At 65.0% G+C, this 14,799-nt stretch carries 10 protein-coding genes, 3 tRNA genes and 1 pseudogene; 7 read left to right on the forward strand and 7 right to left on the reverse strand.

Features of this window, described 5'->3' with window-relative positions:
* The first annotated feature begins 92 nt into the window (after positions 1-92).
* Positions 93-266, forward strand: a complete 174-nt coding sequence (locus HU825_RS02220) for a DUF3094 family protein (protein ID WP_008569742.1) — start codon at positions 93-95, stop codon at positions 264-266.
* 109 nt (positions 267-375) lie between these two features.
* On the opposite strand, the gene HU825_RS02225 is transcribed toward HU825_RS02220, so the two are convergent.
* The 6 genes from HU825_RS02225 to rluD all read right to left on the reverse strand — a co-directional run bounded on the left by HU825_RS02225 (position 376) and on the right by rluD (position 5,256).
* Positions 376-451: transfer RNA gene (locus tag HU825_RS02225), tRNA-Lys, on the reverse strand.
* Positions 452-456: 5 nt separating this feature from the next.
* Positions 457-533, reverse strand: a tRNA-Pro gene (locus tag HU825_RS02230).
* A gap of 9 nt (positions 534-542) precedes the next feature.
* Positions 543-618: transfer RNA gene (locus HU825_RS02235), tRNA-Asn, on the reverse strand.
* 203 nt (positions 619-821) lie between these two features.
* On the reverse strand, positions 822-3,386 hold the full coding sequence (clpB, locus tag HU825_RS02240) for an ATP-dependent chaperone ClpB (protein ID WP_043297622.1): 2,565 nt from the start codon (positions 3,384-3,386) through the stop codon (positions 822-824).
* Positions 3,387-3,547: 161 nt separating this feature from the next.
* Positions 3,548-4,234, reverse strand: a complete 687-nt coding sequence (gene pgeF / locus HU825_RS02245) for a peptidoglycan editing factor PgeF (RefSeq protein ID WP_431978458.1) — start codon at positions 4,232-4,234, stop codon at positions 3,548-3,550.
* Positions 4,235-4,281: 47 nt separating this feature from the next.
* A complete protein-coding gene (gene rluD / locus HU825_RS02250) occupies positions 4,282-5,256 on the reverse strand; it encodes a 23S rRNA pseudouridine(1911/1915/1917) synthase RluD (protein WP_234302815.1) in 975 nt (324 codons plus the stop codon).
* Between the two features lie 147 nt (positions 5,257-5,403).
* Between rluD and HU825_RS02255 the strand changes: the two genes are divergently transcribed.
* The 4 genes from HU825_RS02255 (at position 5,404) to HU825_RS02270 (ending at position 9,751) form a co-directional block, all read left to right on the forward strand.
* The gene (locus tag HU825_RS02255; RefSeq protein WP_043297625.1) at positions 5,404-6,393 is read left to right on the forward strand and encodes an outer membrane protein assembly factor BamD; all 990 of its coding nucleotides are present in this window, start codon (positions 5,404-5,406) and stop codon (positions 6,391-6,393) included.
* A gap of 86 nt (positions 6,394-6,479) precedes the next feature.
* Positions 6,480-6,707, forward strand: a complete 228-nt coding sequence (locus HU825_RS02260; RefSeq protein ID WP_043297626.1) for a PP0621 family protein — start codon at positions 6,480-6,482, stop codon at positions 6,705-6,707.
* Positions 6,697-8,289 (forward strand): sensor histidine kinase, encoded by a 1,593-nt coding sequence (locus tag HU825_RS02265; protein ID WP_284692200.1) that lies wholly within the window; start codon positions 6,697-6,699, stop codon positions 8,287-8,289. Before HU825_RS02260 ends, HU825_RS02265 begins: the two co-directional genes overlap by 11 nt.
* 121 nt (positions 8,290-8,410) lie before the next feature.
* Positions 8,411-9,751, forward strand: coding sequence for a sigma-54-dependent transcriptional regulator (locus HU825_RS02270; protein ID WP_043297627.1), 1,341 nt, complete (start codon positions 8,411-8,413; stop codon positions 9,749-9,751).
* A gap of 59 nt (positions 9,752-9,810) precedes the next feature.
* Here HU825_RS02270 and HU825_RS02275 read toward each other — a convergent pair whose 3' ends face one another.
* Positions 9,811-10,869 carry a DUF2333 family protein gene (locus HU825_RS02275; RefSeq protein ID WP_043297628.1) on the reverse strand — a complete coding sequence of 353 codons (1,059 nt, stop codon included), beginning with the start codon at positions 10,867-10,869 and terminating at the stop codon, positions 9,811-9,813.
* Positions 10,870-11,087: 218 nt separating this feature from the next.
* On the opposite strand from HU825_RS02275, the gene HU825_RS02280 reads away from it, so the two are divergent.
* Both HU825_RS02280 and HU825_RS18830 read left to right on the forward strand, forming a co-directional pair.
* On the forward strand, positions 11,088-12,683 hold the full coding sequence (locus tag HU825_RS02280) for a response regulator (RefSeq protein ID WP_043297629.1): 1,596 nt from the start codon (positions 11,088-11,090) through the stop codon (positions 12,681-12,683).
* 1,569 nt (positions 12,684-14,252) lie between these two features.
* Positions 14,253-14,762: pseudogene (locus HU825_RS18830) on the forward strand (methyl-accepting chemotaxis protein); the annotation flags it as partial.
* Positions 14,763-14,799 lie beyond the last annotated feature (37 nt).

Here is a 14,799-nt window from a genome sequence, read left to right on the forward strand (position 1 = left end):
CCCGCGACGCGAGCCCTTTGCGGGCCTCGCGGCCACGCGCTTGGCATTTCACCCGGTACGACTAGACTCAGCGCATGCCATTCGAGGTGCTTATGTCCAGCCGCCTGAATCCCGAAGACCAGCAGCGCGTAGACGACTATCTCAGCGCACCACAGCATCAGGTCGAGCGTCAGCCGTTCCGCCCGTGGCTCCTGCTCGCATTGGTACTGAGTGTGGTTCTCGGCCTCGGCCTGCTGAGCCGCCTGCTTGGCCGTCTGGTGACATGAGGCAAGGCACTAGCGCGAGCGGGATCCGTCTTCACAAAAACGAGCCATAAAAAAAGCTGGATGCCATTTCTGACATCCAGCTTTCTATGACTTCTTGCGAAGCCTTGTATGGTGGGTCGTGTAGGATTCGAACCTACGACCAATTGGTTAAAAGCCAACTGCTCTACCAACTGAGCTAACGACCCAAAAATGGTCGGGGTAGGGGGATTCGAACTCCCGACATCCTGCTCCCAAAGCAGGCGCGCTACCGGACTGCGCTATACCCCGATTGGAATTTGGCTCCGCGACCTGGACTCGAACCAGGGACCCAATGATTAACAGTCATTTGCTCTACCGACTGAGCTATCGCGGAACAACTTACATTCCAGCTCTTCGGCGGTACTTATGTTCCCGCTTCAGAGGCGCGCCATTTTACGGTTCCCGATAACGCTGTCAAGCCTGGAAATGCGATTCAGGACAATGTGTTGCACTCACACGAGCTGACCCTAGCGTCGCTCGACGACTCATATGCCCGCGCAGCACCTCCGAGGCACCGCGCAGGCCTGTTCCGTCACCTCAGGCGAAAACCACCTGATCCCCCTCCACCCGCGCCTTGATCGTGCTGCCCGGCGCGAACTGGCCGGCCAGGATCTGCTGCGCCAGCGGGTTCTCGATCCAGCGCTGGATCGCACGCTTGAGCGGCCGCGCACCGTATACCGGGTCGTAACCGACGGCAATCAGCTTGTCCATCGCCTCTTGCGTCAGCTCCAGGCTTAGCTCGCGCTCCGCCAGACGCTTGCGCAGGCGCGCCAGCTGAATTTCGGCGATACCGGCGATCTGTTCGCGTGCCAGCGGATCGAATACCACGACCTCATCGATACGGTTGATGAACTCCGGACGGAAATGATGCCCCACCGCATCCATCACCGCCGCACGCTGGGCGTCAGGATCGCCGACCAACTCCTGGATCTGCATCGAACCGAGATTGGAGGTCATCACGATCACGGTGTTCTTGAAGTCCACGGTACGCCCGTGGCTATCGGTCAGGCGGCCATCCTCCAGCACCTGCAGCAAGACGTTGAACACGTCCGGATGGGCCTTTTCCACCTCATCCATCAGCACCACGGAGTATGGCTTGCGCCGCACCGCCTCGGTCAGGTAGCCGCCCTCCTCGTAGCCGACGTAGCCCGGCGGTGCACCGATCAGCCGCGCCACCGAGTGCTTCTCCATGAACTCGGACATGTCGATGCGGATCATTGCCTCCTCGGTATCGAAGAGGAACTCGGCCAGCGCCTTGCATAGCTCGGTCTTGCCCACACCGGTCGGACCGAGGAAGAGGAACGAGCCGCTCGGCCGATTCGGATCGGCCAGACCGGCGCGCGAGCGGCGCACCGCATTGGCCACCGCGACCACCGCCTCGTGCTGACCAATGACGCGCTGGTGCAACATATCCTCCATGCGCAGCAGCTTTTCGCGTTCTCCCTCGAGCATTTTCGACACGGGGATGCCGGTCCACTTCGAGACCACCTCGGCGATCTCTTCGTCGGTCACCTTGTTGCGCAGCAGCTGATTCTCGGTCTTGCCGTGCTGATCGACCATCTGCAGGCTGCGCTCCAGGTCGGGAATGATCCCGTACTGCAGCTCGGCCATGCGCGCCAAGTCGCCCTTGCGCCGCGCCGCCTCGAGATCGGCCTTGGCCTGCTCGATCTTCTGCTGCAGCTGCGCCGAGCCCTGCACCTCTGCCTTCTCCGACTTCCAGATTTCCTCGAGGTCGGCGTACTCCTTCTCCAGCTTGGCGATATCGTCTTCCAGCTTGGCCAGGCGCTTGCGGGTCGCCTCATCGTCTTCCTTCTTCAGCGCCTCGCGCTCGATCTTCAGCTGGATCAGCCGGCGGTCCAGACGATCCAGCGCCTCGGGCTTGGAATCGATTTCCATGCGGATGCGGCTGGCCGCCTCGTCGATCAGATCGATGGCCTTGTCCGGCAGCTGGCGGTCGGTGATGTAGCGATGGCTGAGCTTGGCCGCGGCGATGATCGCTCCGTCGGTGATGGTCACACCGTGGTGCACTTCGTAGCGTTCCTTCAGGCCACGCAGGATGGCGATGGTGTCCTCCTCGCTCGGCTCGTCCACCAGCACCTTCTGGAAGCGCCGCTCCAGCGCGGCGTCCTTCTCGATGTACTGGCGGTACTCATCCAGCGTGGTGGCGCCCACGCAATGCAGCTCACCGCGCGCCAGGGCTGGTTTGAGCATGTTACCGGCGTCCATCGCCCCCTCGGCCTTGCCGGCGCCGACCATCGTGTGCAGCTCGTCGATGAACAGGATCACCCGCCCTTCCTGCTTGGACAGCTCGTTGAGCACCGCCTTGAGGCGCTCCTCGAACTCGCCGCGGAACTTGGCACCGGCGATGAGTGCGCCCATGTCCAGCGCCAGCAGGCGCTTGTCCTTCAGGCCGTCAGGGACCTCGCCATTGACGATGCGCTGCGCCAGCCCCTCGACGATGGCCGTCTTGCCCACGCCCGGCTCGCCGATCAGTACCGGGTTGTTCTTGGTGCGCCGCTGCAGAACCTGGATGGTGCGACGGATCTCGTCATCACGGCCGATCACCGGATCGAGCTTGCCGTCCTCGGCACGCTTGGTCATGTCCACCGTGTACTTGTCGAGCGCCTGACGTGATTCTTCGGCGTTGGGATCGTTGACCGCCTCGCCCCCGCGCAGGTTGGCGATGGCGTTTTCCAGCGCCTTCTTCGATACGCCTTGTGCCAGCAACAGTTTGCCGAGACGGGTGTTCGCATCGAGAGCAGCCAGCAGCACCAGTTCGCTGGAGATGTACTGGTCGCCCTTCTGCTGCGCCAGGCGATCAGCCTGGTTGAGCAGGCGCGCCAGATCCTGGGACATGTTCATGTCGCCAGTCGGGTTCTGCAGCTTGGGCAGCTGATCGAGCTCTTTGGTCAGCGCCTGGCGCAGCGCGGCGATATCGAAGCCGACCTGCATCAGCAATGGCCTGATCGAGCCGCCCTGCTGCTCCAGCAGGGCCTGCATCAGGTGCAGCGGTTCGATAGCCGGATGATCCAGGCCAACCGCGATGGATTGTGCATCGGAGAGCGCAAGCTGGAGCTTGCTGGTCAGACGATCGATACGCATGAACGTTCATCCTCAAGTGAAGCGGGCCGGCACACCGAATCGCGCCATGAGAAACGCCCGCGAGATGCAGAATAGATGAGGATTATTGTTGGCGATTCAAGCCAGGCGGCATTGATGCATGTCATGCGGCAGGGCAAACCGGCGACAGGCCAGCGCTTCGCTCAGCCGTCGATCCATACCAGACTGGCGAAGCGGCCGGTACGCGCGGTTCGGCGATACGAATAGAAGCGAGCGTCGCTGAACGTGCACAGACCGCCGCCATAGACGGCGTCGACGCCGACCGCAGCCAGCCGAATGCGGGCCAGCTGGTACAGATCGGCCATGAAGCGCCCGGCATTGCGGCTCGGCACAAACGCCTCGGTTGCATCGGCATGCTGCGCCACGAATGCCTCGCGCACCTCGGGGCCGACCTCAAACACCGCCGGACCGATGGCCGGCCCGAGCCAGACCAGCAGCTCCGCAGCCGGTACCGCCAGCGCGCCGAGCGTCGTCTCGAGCACGCCGCCGGCCAGCCCCCGCCAGCCCGCGTGCGCCGCCGCGACGCGCGTGCCGGCGCGGTTGCAGAACAGTACCGGCAGGCAATCCGCCGTCAGCACAGCGCAGGCCTCACCCGGCACATCGCTCCAGCTGGCATCAGCCGTCGCGCAACTGTCGGCCATGGCCTTGATCGCCGTACTCGAATGCACCTGGCTCAACCAGGCCGGTCGGCAGCCAAGCAGGTCCTGCAAATGCTGGCGATTCCAAGCGACCGCCGACGGATCGTCGCCGACGTGATCACCAAGGTTGAAGCTGTCGAACGGCGGCACGCTAATACCGCCCGTACGAGTGGTCACGCAGGCGCGGATCATCGCCGGGGCCGGCCAGTCCGGCAGCAGCCAGCCATGCGGCCAGCTACTCACCCGACGAACGCCTCGCGATCTTGCTGCAGCAGCGTCAACAGCCAGACGAAGTCATCCGGCAGCGTCGACTCCCACTTCATCCGCTCGCCGGTGGCCGGATGATCCAGCTCGAGGAAACGCGCATGAAGCGCCTGGCGCGGAAACTCGCGCAGGGTCTGCACCAGCGTCGGATTGGCCGCCGGGGGAATACGGAAGCGTCCGGCATATAGCGGATCGCCCACCAGCGGATAGCCGATATGGGTCATGTGCACGCGAATCTGGTGGGTGCGCCCGGTTTCCAGCTTGACCCGCACATGGGTGTGCGCACGGAAGCGTTCGAGCACGCGGAAATGGCTGACCGCCGGCTTACCGCCCTCCACCACCGCCATGCGCTGGCGCTGCTGGCCGTGGCGACCGATCGGCGCATCGACGGTGCCGCCGGTGATGACCACACCGACCACGATCGCCTCATAGATACGACTGACGCTACGCGCCTGCAACTGCTCGACCAGCCGCGTCTGCGCCTGCAACGTCTTGGCGACCACCATCAGGCCGGTGGTGTCCTTGTCCAGACGATGCACGATGCCGGCGCGCGGCACGTTGATCAGATCCGGCACGTGGTGTAGCAACGCATTGAGCAGCGTGCCGTCGGCATGTCCGGCAGCTGGATGCACGACCAACCCGGCCGGCTTGTCGATGACCAGGATGTGCTCGTCTTCGTAGACGATATCAAGCGGAATCTCCTGTGCCAGCCACTCGCCCTGCGCCTGCTGCTCGGCGTTCAGTTCGAGGATCGCGCCGGCGTGCACCGTATCGCGCGGGCGCAGCACGGCGCCGTCGACCCTAAGCAGGCCGTCCTTGATCCAGGCAGCCAGGCGCGAACGCGAATACTCGGAAAACAACTGTGCTGCGACCTGGTCGAGACGTTGGCCGCCGAGGTCGAACGGCACCTCGGCACGCATATGAATAGCCTGTTTGGAAATCTCGGACATAGGGGCACTGCGGCGGGGGCGCAGGCTTTGGTTTCGCCTGCACGCTTGTGTTTAAATACGGCGTCTTTGTCCCGGCTGACCGGGGCGCTCATCATAACAGGACGGCTCCGTGCGAGACAGCCAGCCGTCACAGGGACGCAAGCCGCCATGCAAGTGAAACACCTGCTGCTGATCGCCATCCTCGCACTTACCGCCGCCTGCTCCTCCACCGAGACCGTCGACGAAAACCTGGGTGAGGTCGAACTGTATCAGCAGGCCCAAGCCGACCTGGACAACAAGGCTTACACCAGCGCCATCAGCAAGCTCAAGGCCCTGGAATCGCGCTATCCGTTCGGCCGCTTCGCCGAGCAGGCCCAGCTGGAACTGATCTACGCCTACTACCGCAACCTCGAACCGGAAGCCGCGCGCTCCTCGGCGGAACGCTTCATCCGCCTGCACCCGCAGCATCCGAACGTCGACTATGCCTACTACCTCAAGGGGCTGGCCTCGTTCGATCAGGATCGCGGCCTGCTCGCCCGCTTCCTGCCGCTGGACATGACCAAGCGCGACCCTGGTGCCGCCCGCGATTCGTTCAACGAGTTCGCCCAGCTTACCAGCCGCTACCCCAACAGCCGCTATGCCCCGGACGCCAAGGCGCGCATGATCTACCTGCGCAACCTGCTGGCGGCCAACGAGATCCACGTGGCGCATTACTACCTCAAGCGCCAGGCCTACGTCGCCGCTGCCAACCGTGGCCGCTACGTGGTGGAAAATTTTCAGGGCACGCCGGCAGTCGCCGACGGCCTGGCAGTGATGACCGAGGCCTATCAGCGTCTGGGCCTCGAGGAGCTGGCGGCGACCAGCCTGCAGACCCTCGAGGCCAACTACCCGGACCACGAGACGCTGGAAGACGGCACCTTCACCCCACGCGAAACCGAGGCCGACACCCGCGGCTGGTTGAGCCAGGCCACCCTCGGCCTGATCGAAAGCGAAGCGCCGCGCCCGGACACCTCGCGCGCCAATCGGGACGTGATTCGGCAGTACGAAGCCGCCGCGCAGGACCTGCCAGAAGAACTGCGCCCCGTACTCAAGGAAGCCGAACAACCGAGTGGAGAACGCTCCTGGTGGAGCTACCTGACCTTCGGCCTGTTCGACTGACACCCGCGTCAGCAACCGTCAGGCCCGGTGAGCCCCAACGCCGCCGGGCGTTATGCAATCTTGTTGCGCCTGTCAGGAAGAGATAAATGGGCCTGATTCGTCTACTGTTCTGGATCGCTCTGATCGCAGCGGCCTTCTGGCTGTGGCGACGCATGACGCGCAAGCCCAAGCGCAGCCCCGAGCCGAGCGCGCAGCCGATGGTGCGCTGCGCTCATTGCGGAGTGCACCTGCCGCGCTCGCAGGCGGTACAGGGCAAGGAGCGCTGGTACTGCAGCCAAGCGCATCTGCAGGATGGCGAGGCTGGTGGGCACTGAGAACCTGGCCTTCCTGGGCGACCAGGGCCGGCGCATCCTGCGGCTGTATCATCTTTATCGCCTGACCATTGGTCTGGCGCTGGTGCTGCTGATCAGCAGCGATCTGCACGACAGCCTGCTGCAGATGAGCAACCCGGCGATGTTCAGCAACGGCGCCTGGCTCTACCTGATCCTTAACATCGTCGTGTCCGTGCTGGTGCAGAATCCGAAACGGGATATGCCGGTGCTGGGCCTGGCGCTGATGGATGTGATCCTGCTATCGGGCCTGTTCTATTTCGCCGGCGGCACCCCCAGCGGCATCGGCAATCTGCTGATCGTCGCCGTCGCCATCGCCAACATTCTGCTGCGCGGTCGGGTGGGCTTCTTCGTCGCGGCGGTCGCGGCCATCGGCCTGATCTACCTGACCTTCTATCTCAGCCTGAGCAGACCGGAAGCCGCGCGCCAGTTCGTCCAGGCCGCAGCGCTGGGCACCCTGTGCTTCGCCGCCGCCCTGCTGGTTCAGGGGCTAACCCGCCGCCTGCAGGCCAGCGAACACCTGGCACGGCAGCGTGCCGAGGATGTCGCCAACCTGGAAGCACTGAACGCGCTGATTCTGCAACGCATGCGCACCGGCATCCTGGTACTCGACCCGCAACGACAGGTGCTGCTGGCCAACCAGGGCGCGCAACAGCTGCTCGAGCAGCCGGAGACCGGCGGGCTGCCGCTCGCCGAATACTGCCCGGACCTGCTGAATCGCCTGCAGCAATGGCAGAGCAACCCGACCCTGCGCCCGGAGCCGCTGAAGATCGGCCAGAGCGGCCCGATCGTGCAGCCGAGTTTCGCCTCGCTGCAGCATGGCGAGAAACGCAACACGCTGGTGTTTCTCGAGGACAGCTCGCACATCGCGCAGAAGGCCCAGCAGCTCAAGCTCGCCTCGCTCGGCCGCCTGACTGCCAGCATCGCCCACGAGATCCGCAACCCGCTTGGTGCCATCAGCCACGCGGCCCAGCTGCTGCACGAGTCCGAATCCCTGGATGCGGCGGACCGCCGTCTGGCGCAGATCATCCAGGATCATTCGCGGCGCATGAATCTGGTCATCGAGAACGTCCTGCAGCTCTCGCGCCGACGCCAGGCCGAACCGCAGCTACTGGATCTCAAGTATTGGCTGCACCGCTTCGTCAGCGAGCTGCGCAACACTCTGGCACCGCAGCAGAGCGTTCACCTGGAAGTCATCGGCAGCTCGCTGCAGACGCGCATGGACCCCAATCAGCTCACCCAGGTGCTGACCAATCTCGTGCAGAACGGCCTGCGCTACAGCGGCTTGCGCCATGCGTGCGCCCAGGTATGGTTGCGCCTGTATCGCGACCCGGCCAGCGACCTGCCGGTGGTGGAGGTCCTCGACAATGGCGACGGAGTGGCCGCCGAGCAGCTGCAGAACATTTTCGAGCCCTTCTTTACTACCGAGAGCAAAGGTACCGGACTGGGCCTGTATATTTCTCGCGAGCTGTGCGAAAGCAACCAGGCGCGCCTGGATTACCGCGAGCGCCCGGAGGGTGGCAGCTGCTTTCATATCGTCTTTGCGCATGCGAGCAAGACCAGCTGAGCGCACCGATCACGGGCGCACCCGATCACACAACGACCAACCCGGTCTCCGCCAGGCCGAGCCGGGGCGTTAACATGACCCACCGCCGCCATCGGCGAACCGAACCAACGAAGCAGGACCCATGAGCGCCCGCCAGAAAGCACTGATCATCGATGACGAGCCCGACATTCGCGAACTCCTGGAAATCACCCTGGGGCGCATGAAGCTCGACACCCGCAGCGCCCGCAACCTCAAGGAGGCCCGCGAGTGGCTGGCGCGCGAGCACTATGACCTGTGCCTGACCGACATGCGCCTGCCCGATGGCAGCGGACTGGAGCTGGTGCAGCTCATCCAGCAACAGCACCCGCAGCTGCCGGTTGCGATGATCACCGCCTACGGCAGCCTGGACACCGCCATCAGCGCGCTCAAGGCCGGCGCCTTCGACTTCCTGACCAAGCCGGTCGATCTCAACCGTCTGCGCGAGCTGGTCAGCACCGCACTGCGCGTACGCAGCGCCCCCACCGAAGCGGCACCTGTGGACAGCCGTCTGCTCGGCAGCTCACCGCCGATGAAGGTGCTGCGCAAGCAGATCGACAAACTCGCCCGCAGCCAGGCGCCGGTCTACATCAGCGGCGAATCCGGCAGCGGCAAGGAGCTGGTGGCGCGGCTGATTCACGAACAGGGGCCGCGCAGCGAGCGGCCGTTCGTACCGGTCAACTGCGGAGCGATTCCCTCGGAACTGATGGAGAGCGAGTTCTTCGGTCACAAGAAGGGCAGCTTCAGCGGTGCCATCGAAGACAAACCCGGACTGTTCCAGGTAGCCAATGGCGGCACCCTGTTCCTCGACGAAGTAGCCGACCTGCCGCTGCCGATGCAGGTCAAGTTGCTGCGCGCCATTCAGGAAAAAGCCGTGCGCGCGGTTGGCGGCACTCAGGAAGTGCTGGTCGATGTGCGCATCCTCTGTGCCACCCACAAGGATCTCGCCGGCGAAGTCGCCGCCGGGCGCTTCCGTCAGGACCTGTACTACCGCCTCAACGTCATCGAACTGCGCGTGCCGCCGTTGCGCGAGCGTCGCGAAGACATCGCCCTGCTGGCCGATGCGATGTTGCGCCGCCTGGCGCAGGAATGCGGCGACAGCCCGGCGCACCTGCACCCCGACGCCTTGGCAAAATTGCTGGCCTACCGCTTTCCAGGCAACGTGCGCGAACTGGAGAACATGCTCGAACGAGCCTACACCCTGTGCGACGGCGACGAGATCAAGGCTGCGGACCTGCGCCTGGCCGACAGCCCCGGCCCAGGAGAAAGCGGAGAAGTCAGCTTGGCGCAGATCGACAGTCTGGAAGACCATCTGGAAGAAATCGAACGCAAGCTGATCATGCAGGCGCTCGAGGAAACCCGCTGGAACCGCACCGCCGCGGCACAGCGCCTGGGGCTGACCTTCCGCTCGATGCGTTATCGACTGAAGAAGCTCGGCCTGGATTGAGCCGCCAGCAGGTCACGCATCGCGCCGATCCTCCGGCGCGATGCCGCCTGCCGTAGTCCTTACCCCTGCGAGAGCAGGTTGCGCAGATCGATGATCGCCGCGTTGGCACGCGAGATGTAGTTGGCCATCACCAGCGAGTGGTTGGCGAGCATCCCGTAGCCGCTGCCATTGAGCACCATCGGACTCCACAGCGGCTCCTGCACCGCCTCCAGTTCGCGAATGATCTGCCGGACGCTGACGGTGGCGTTTTTCTTGGCCAGCACGTCGGCAAAATCCACTTCGATGGCCCGCAGCAAGTGCGACAGCGCCCAGGCCTGACCACGCGCCTCGTAGAACACGTTGTCGATCTGCAGCCAGGGCGTCTCGACCACCTGCTCGCGGACCTCGGGCACGACGCCGGCGCGCTCCTGCTCGGGCGCCAGGTTGGTATCCAGACGCACGCGACCGACGCTGGCGGACAGACGCTGCGACAGCGAGCCAAGTCGTGTCGCGACATCGCCCAGCCAGTTGTTCAGATTGTCGGCGCGGGTATAGAACAGCGCTTTCGGCGCCGGATCGCTCAGGCGCGCCAGATAACGATCCAGCGCGCGGATGCCGTTGCGGTATTCGGACTCGGACGCCGGCAATGCCCAGCTACGATTGTCGAAATTGAACAGCGGCTCGCTCTTCGACAGATCAGGGTCTTCGGTGGACTGCGACTGCGAGCGGGTGAAGTCCTTGCGCAGCGCGCGGCTCAGGTCGCGTACCTGAACCAGCACGCCGTATTCCCAACTCGGCATGTTGTCCAGCCAGAGTCCCGGCGGCGCGACGTCGTTGCTCAGGTAGCCACCCGGCTTGTCCAGCAAGGTGCTGGCCACACGCTTGAGGGTTTCGACGGTGGTATAGCCATTGACCAGCTGGCGTTGCGAGTTCGCCGCCGCCTCGCGTGCGTGCTGCGGGACCTGGAACAATGCGGGCTCGCGGCTCCAGTACCAGCCCACGATCAGCGCCGCCAGCAGAAGCAGCCCGACCACCACGGCAAGTGCCGACCACAGCGGGCTTCCCGCGCGCGAAGCGGTTGCCGTCGCACCGCCGCTCGAGCGGCCGAAACGGGCAAAGCGGTTCTTCCAGTCCAGCATGGGCAAAATGTCCTTCTCTTGGATTCAGAGGGTCTGACCGCCTGAGGCGGGCCGCGTTGCGGTAAGGATGCTCACTATAACGTAGCTCCCAGGCATCCTCTGCCGCAATTTGCGAACCACTACCGCCTGCGGCAGCCTCCAGACCCGCACACCGGTGATAGCATGGCGCCACCACAAAACGGCGCCGCCCCCGAATGGCCAGCGCAACGGAAAGGCTCATGGCGGACCAGGAAGAACTCAAGCAACACTTTGCCCAGCGCGTGATTCATCAGGCTCGCGAAGTGCTCGACGTCTGGCAGCAATTGCAGCGCGGCGAATGGAGCGAGCGGCACCACAGCGCGCTCGACGACGCCACGCAACGCCTACGCCGCTTCGCCGAGCGTTTCGAGCAGCCCGAGCACAGCGCCCTGGCGATCGGCATCGAAGATTGTCTGGGCGATATCCGCGACAATCGCGGCCGGCTGTCCAGCGAGACCATCGCGACGCTCAGTCAGCTGATTTACCGCCTGGCGCGCACCGGTCTGCGCCACAATGACCCGCTGACACAGCCTTTCCTGCCACCGCTGAGCAAACCGGTCTACCTGGCGCTGCAGAACGGCCAGCGAGCGGACTACCTGATGCGTCAGCTGGAGTTCTTCAGCATGTCGGCCCAGGCTTTCGACAGCGAGGCGGCGTTTCGCGCCGCCATGCACCAGCGCCATCCCGCCGCGATCGTCATGGACGTCGACTTCACCGGCCCCGGCGCCGGACTGCGACTGGCCGAGCAGGTCCAGCAGGGGCTGGAAGACAAGCTGCCGATCCTGTTCTTCAGCCACAGCGAAACCGATACCCCGACACGCCTGGCGGCCGTGCGCGCCGGCGGCCTGGAATTCTTTACCGGCACGCTGGACGCCTCGACCCTGCTGGAGAAGATCGAAATCTTCACCCGCACCGCGCACAGCGAACCGATCCGCGTACTGATCGTCGACGACTCCCGCGCCCAGGCCACGCACACCGAACGGGTGCTGAACAACGCCGGCATCATCACGCGCATGCTGATCGAGCCGATCCAGGCCATCGGCGCACTAGCGGAGTTTCAGCCGGACCTGATCATCCTCGACATGTACATGCCCGACTGCATGGGCACCGAACTGGCCAAGGTGATTCGCCAGCATGAACGCTACGTCAGCGTGCCGATCATCTACCTGTCGGCCGAGGACGATCTGGATAAGCAGCTCGATGCGATGGGCGAAGGCGGCGACGACTTTCTTACCAAGCCGATCAAGCCGAGCCATCTGATCGCCACCGTGCGCACCCGCGCCGCTCGTGCCCGCAGCCTCAAGGCACGCATCGTGCGCGACAGCCTGACCGGCCTGTACAACCACACCCACAGCCTGCAACTGCTGGAAGACGCGCGCTTCCAAGCCCGCCGCGACAATCGCCCGTTGAGCTTCGCCATGCTCGACATCGACCACTTCAAACGGGTCAACGACACCTACGGCCACCCGATGGGCGACCGGGTGATCCGCAGCCTGGCGCTGTTTCTCAAGCAGCGCCTGCGCAAGACCGACCACATCGGCCGCTATGGCGGCGAGGAGTTCGCCGTAGTGTTGCCGGATACGCCGGTGGAAGCGGCGTGCAAGGTGCTCAACGACATTCGCCAGCGCTTCGCCGAGCTGCGCTTTCCCGCACAGCCGCAAGACCTGAGCTGCACCTTCAGCTGCGGAATCAGCGAACTGAGCGCCGACACCGACGTCAAGACGCTCACCCAGCAGGCGGACGAGGCGCTATACCGCGCCAAACGCGGCGGCCGAAACCGGGTCGAACGCTTCTAGCCGACCAGCCGCGCCTACCGGTTCACAAAATCACGAGGCGGGCGCGGCTGTCACGCGAATGACATCAAATCGCCATATCTTGCTAGCCTTCCTGGCCTGCTCGAAGAGGCGATGATGCGCCTGAAGTCGCTCACCACGCTCAACACCCTCCTGCTCATCGCGGTTTGTCTGGCTCTCGGAGCGACCCTCTGGTGGTCAGAGCGGGCAATGGAGCGACCCTACCAGCTCATGGCGCGTTACCTGGGATTGTCCCAGCAGTTCCAGCACCAAGCCGCGGAGAACATTAGCGCCTACCTGGCCAGCGGCGATGCCCTGCGCCACAGCCAGGCGCAAAAAGCACTGGAAACGCTGCAGCAGGACATCGCCGGATTACCGGCCGGGTTCGCCGAGCGGCTGCAGCCCAGTCTGGACGAGCTGAGTCGTTTCACCTCCAGCGATCTGCTCGCCGCTGGCAAGCTGGCGGGCGATCCACAGGGTTTGCTGCTGCAGGCCGAGCGCGAGATGGCCGGCGCACTATCGCAGCTCGATCAGTACCGCAGCGTCGCCAACCATCCGAACGCCGCGGACTATCAGCCGCCGTTGTTTGCCGCCAGCCAGCAGCTGCTGCGCCTCAGCCACGCCCGCGGCAAGCTGGTCGGCAGCGGTCGCGACGAACTGGCCGGCGAGGTCGAACAGGCATTGCAGGGCTTGCAGCAGGAGGTCGGCCGCCTTGACGCGCTGCCGCTGCTGGACGTCGCCGCCGAACAGAAATCCGCCGCCAGCAGCTTCGCCGCGCTACTCGAACTCGACGGTTCGGCGAACCAGCAGCAGGCCGAAGACCGCGGCATCGCGCTCAAGCGCGAACTGGCCAGCCTGACCAAACGTTACCCGGCCGAGCTGCAGCGCACCCGCGAACTGATCCGCCAGCGCAGCGAGCTGCACGACAGCAGCGCGCGCAAAGTCGCCGCCGTGCAACAGGCGCTGGCCGAGCTGGAGCCGGCGGTGCGCGCCGAACATGGGCGCATCCAGAGCGAGGTGCGGCTGATCCAGGGCGCGATCATCGCGCTGATCCTGCTCATCGCCCTGGCCGTCGACCGCCTGCAGCGCCAGCTCACCCGCACCCTCGGGCAGCTGGTACCGGCCCTGTCGGCATGGGCCGAAGGCGACTTCAGCCGGGACGCGCGGATCGACTCGAAGATTCGCGAAATCATCGATATCGAGACCTCGCTCAACCGTCTGCGCAGCTACCTGCTGCAGCTGGTCGGCACCCTGCGCCAGCAGGCCGAACAGGTCGCCGCCAGCAGTCGCGATCTGGACGAAATGAGCAGCGACCTGCACGACGGCGCGCAACGTCAGACCGGCGACACGGCACAGATCCGCGATTCGCTCGGCGAGCTGGAAGCCACCATCCAGCAGGTGGCCGACGGTGCCGGCGAAGCGGCCGAGGCCAGCCGCGCCGCGGCGCACGCCGTGCAGCAGGGCCAACGGGTGATCGGCCAGAGTCTGACCGGGCTGCATGATCTGGTCAGCGAGGTGCAGGACAACGCCGTGGCCATCGAACGCCTGGCCGCCGAAACCACCACCATCGGCAACGTGCTGACGGTGATTCGTTCCATCGCCGAGCAGACCAATCTGCTGGCGCTCAACGCCGCCATCGAAGCGGCCCGCGCCGGCGAGCACGGCCGCGGCTTCGCCGTGGTGGCCGACGAAGTGCGGTCGCTGGCGCAGCGCACCAGCGGCGCCACCGCGGAAATCCAACAGCTGATCGGCGACCTGCAGCAGGCAGCCACGCACTCGGTCGAAGCCATGCGCAGCCAGGTCGCCCACGCCGAAGGCACCGCCAGCCTGGCGCAGAGCGCCGATCAAGCGCTGGGCGAAATCGTCGCCACCATCGCCACCATCAGCCGCATGGCCGAGCAGATCGCCCAGGCCACCGCGCAGCAGGGCGAGGCCGTCAGCGAGATTCGCGGGCACAGTGAGCGCATCCATCAGCTCGGCGATGCCAACCTGACGCACATCAGCCGCGGCCGCGAACAGAGCGCGCAGATGCTGCGCCTGGGGGGCGAGCTGGATCAGGCGACTCAGGCGTTCAGGTTCTAGTTTCGACGGGCGCACCGCCGCGCAGCGGCCATCATGC

Source organism: Pseudomonas phenolilytica (assembly GCF_021432765.1).
Taxonomy (GTDB): Bacteria; Pseudomonadota; Gammaproteobacteria; order Pseudomonadales; family Pseudomonadaceae; genus Stutzerimonas; species Stutzerimonas phenolilytica.

Bases quoted from the DNA above. Each gene is read 5' to 3' on its own strand.
- HU825_RS02280 (WP_043297629.1), top strand. From the start codon at position 11,088: ATGGCGGACCAGGAAGAACTCAAGCAACACTTTGCCCAGCGCGTGATT.
- HU825_RS02220 (WP_008569742.1), top strand. From the start codon at position 93: ATGTCCAGCCGCCTGAATCCCGAAGACCAGCAGCGCGTAGACGACTAT.
- pgeF (WP_431978458.1), bottom strand. From the start codon at position 4,234: ATGATCCGCGCCTGCGTGACCACTCGTACGGGCGGTATTAGCGTGCCG.
- clpB (WP_043297622.1), bottom strand. From the start codon at position 3,386: ATGCGTATCGATCGTCTGACCAGCAAGCTCCAGCTTGCGCTCTCCGAT.
- HU825_RS02255 (WP_043297625.1), top strand. From the start codon at position 5,404: ATGCAAGTGAAACACCTGCTGCTGATCGCCATCCTCGCACTTACCGCC.
- HU825_RS02270 (WP_043297627.1), top strand. From the start codon at position 8,411: ATGAGCGCCCGCCAGAAAGCACTGATCATCGATGACGAGCCCGACATT.
- HU825_RS02275 (WP_043297628.1), bottom strand. From the start codon at position 10,869: ATGCTGGACTGGAAGAACCGCTTTGCCCGTTTCGGCCGCTCGAGCGGC.
- rluD (WP_234302815.1), bottom strand. From the start codon at position 5,256: ATGTCCGAGATTTCCAAACAGGCTATTCATATGCGTGCCGAGGTGCCG.
- HU825_RS02260 (WP_043297626.1), top strand. From the start codon at position 6,480: ATGGGCCTGATTCGTCTACTGTTCTGGATCGCTCTGATCGCAGCGGCC.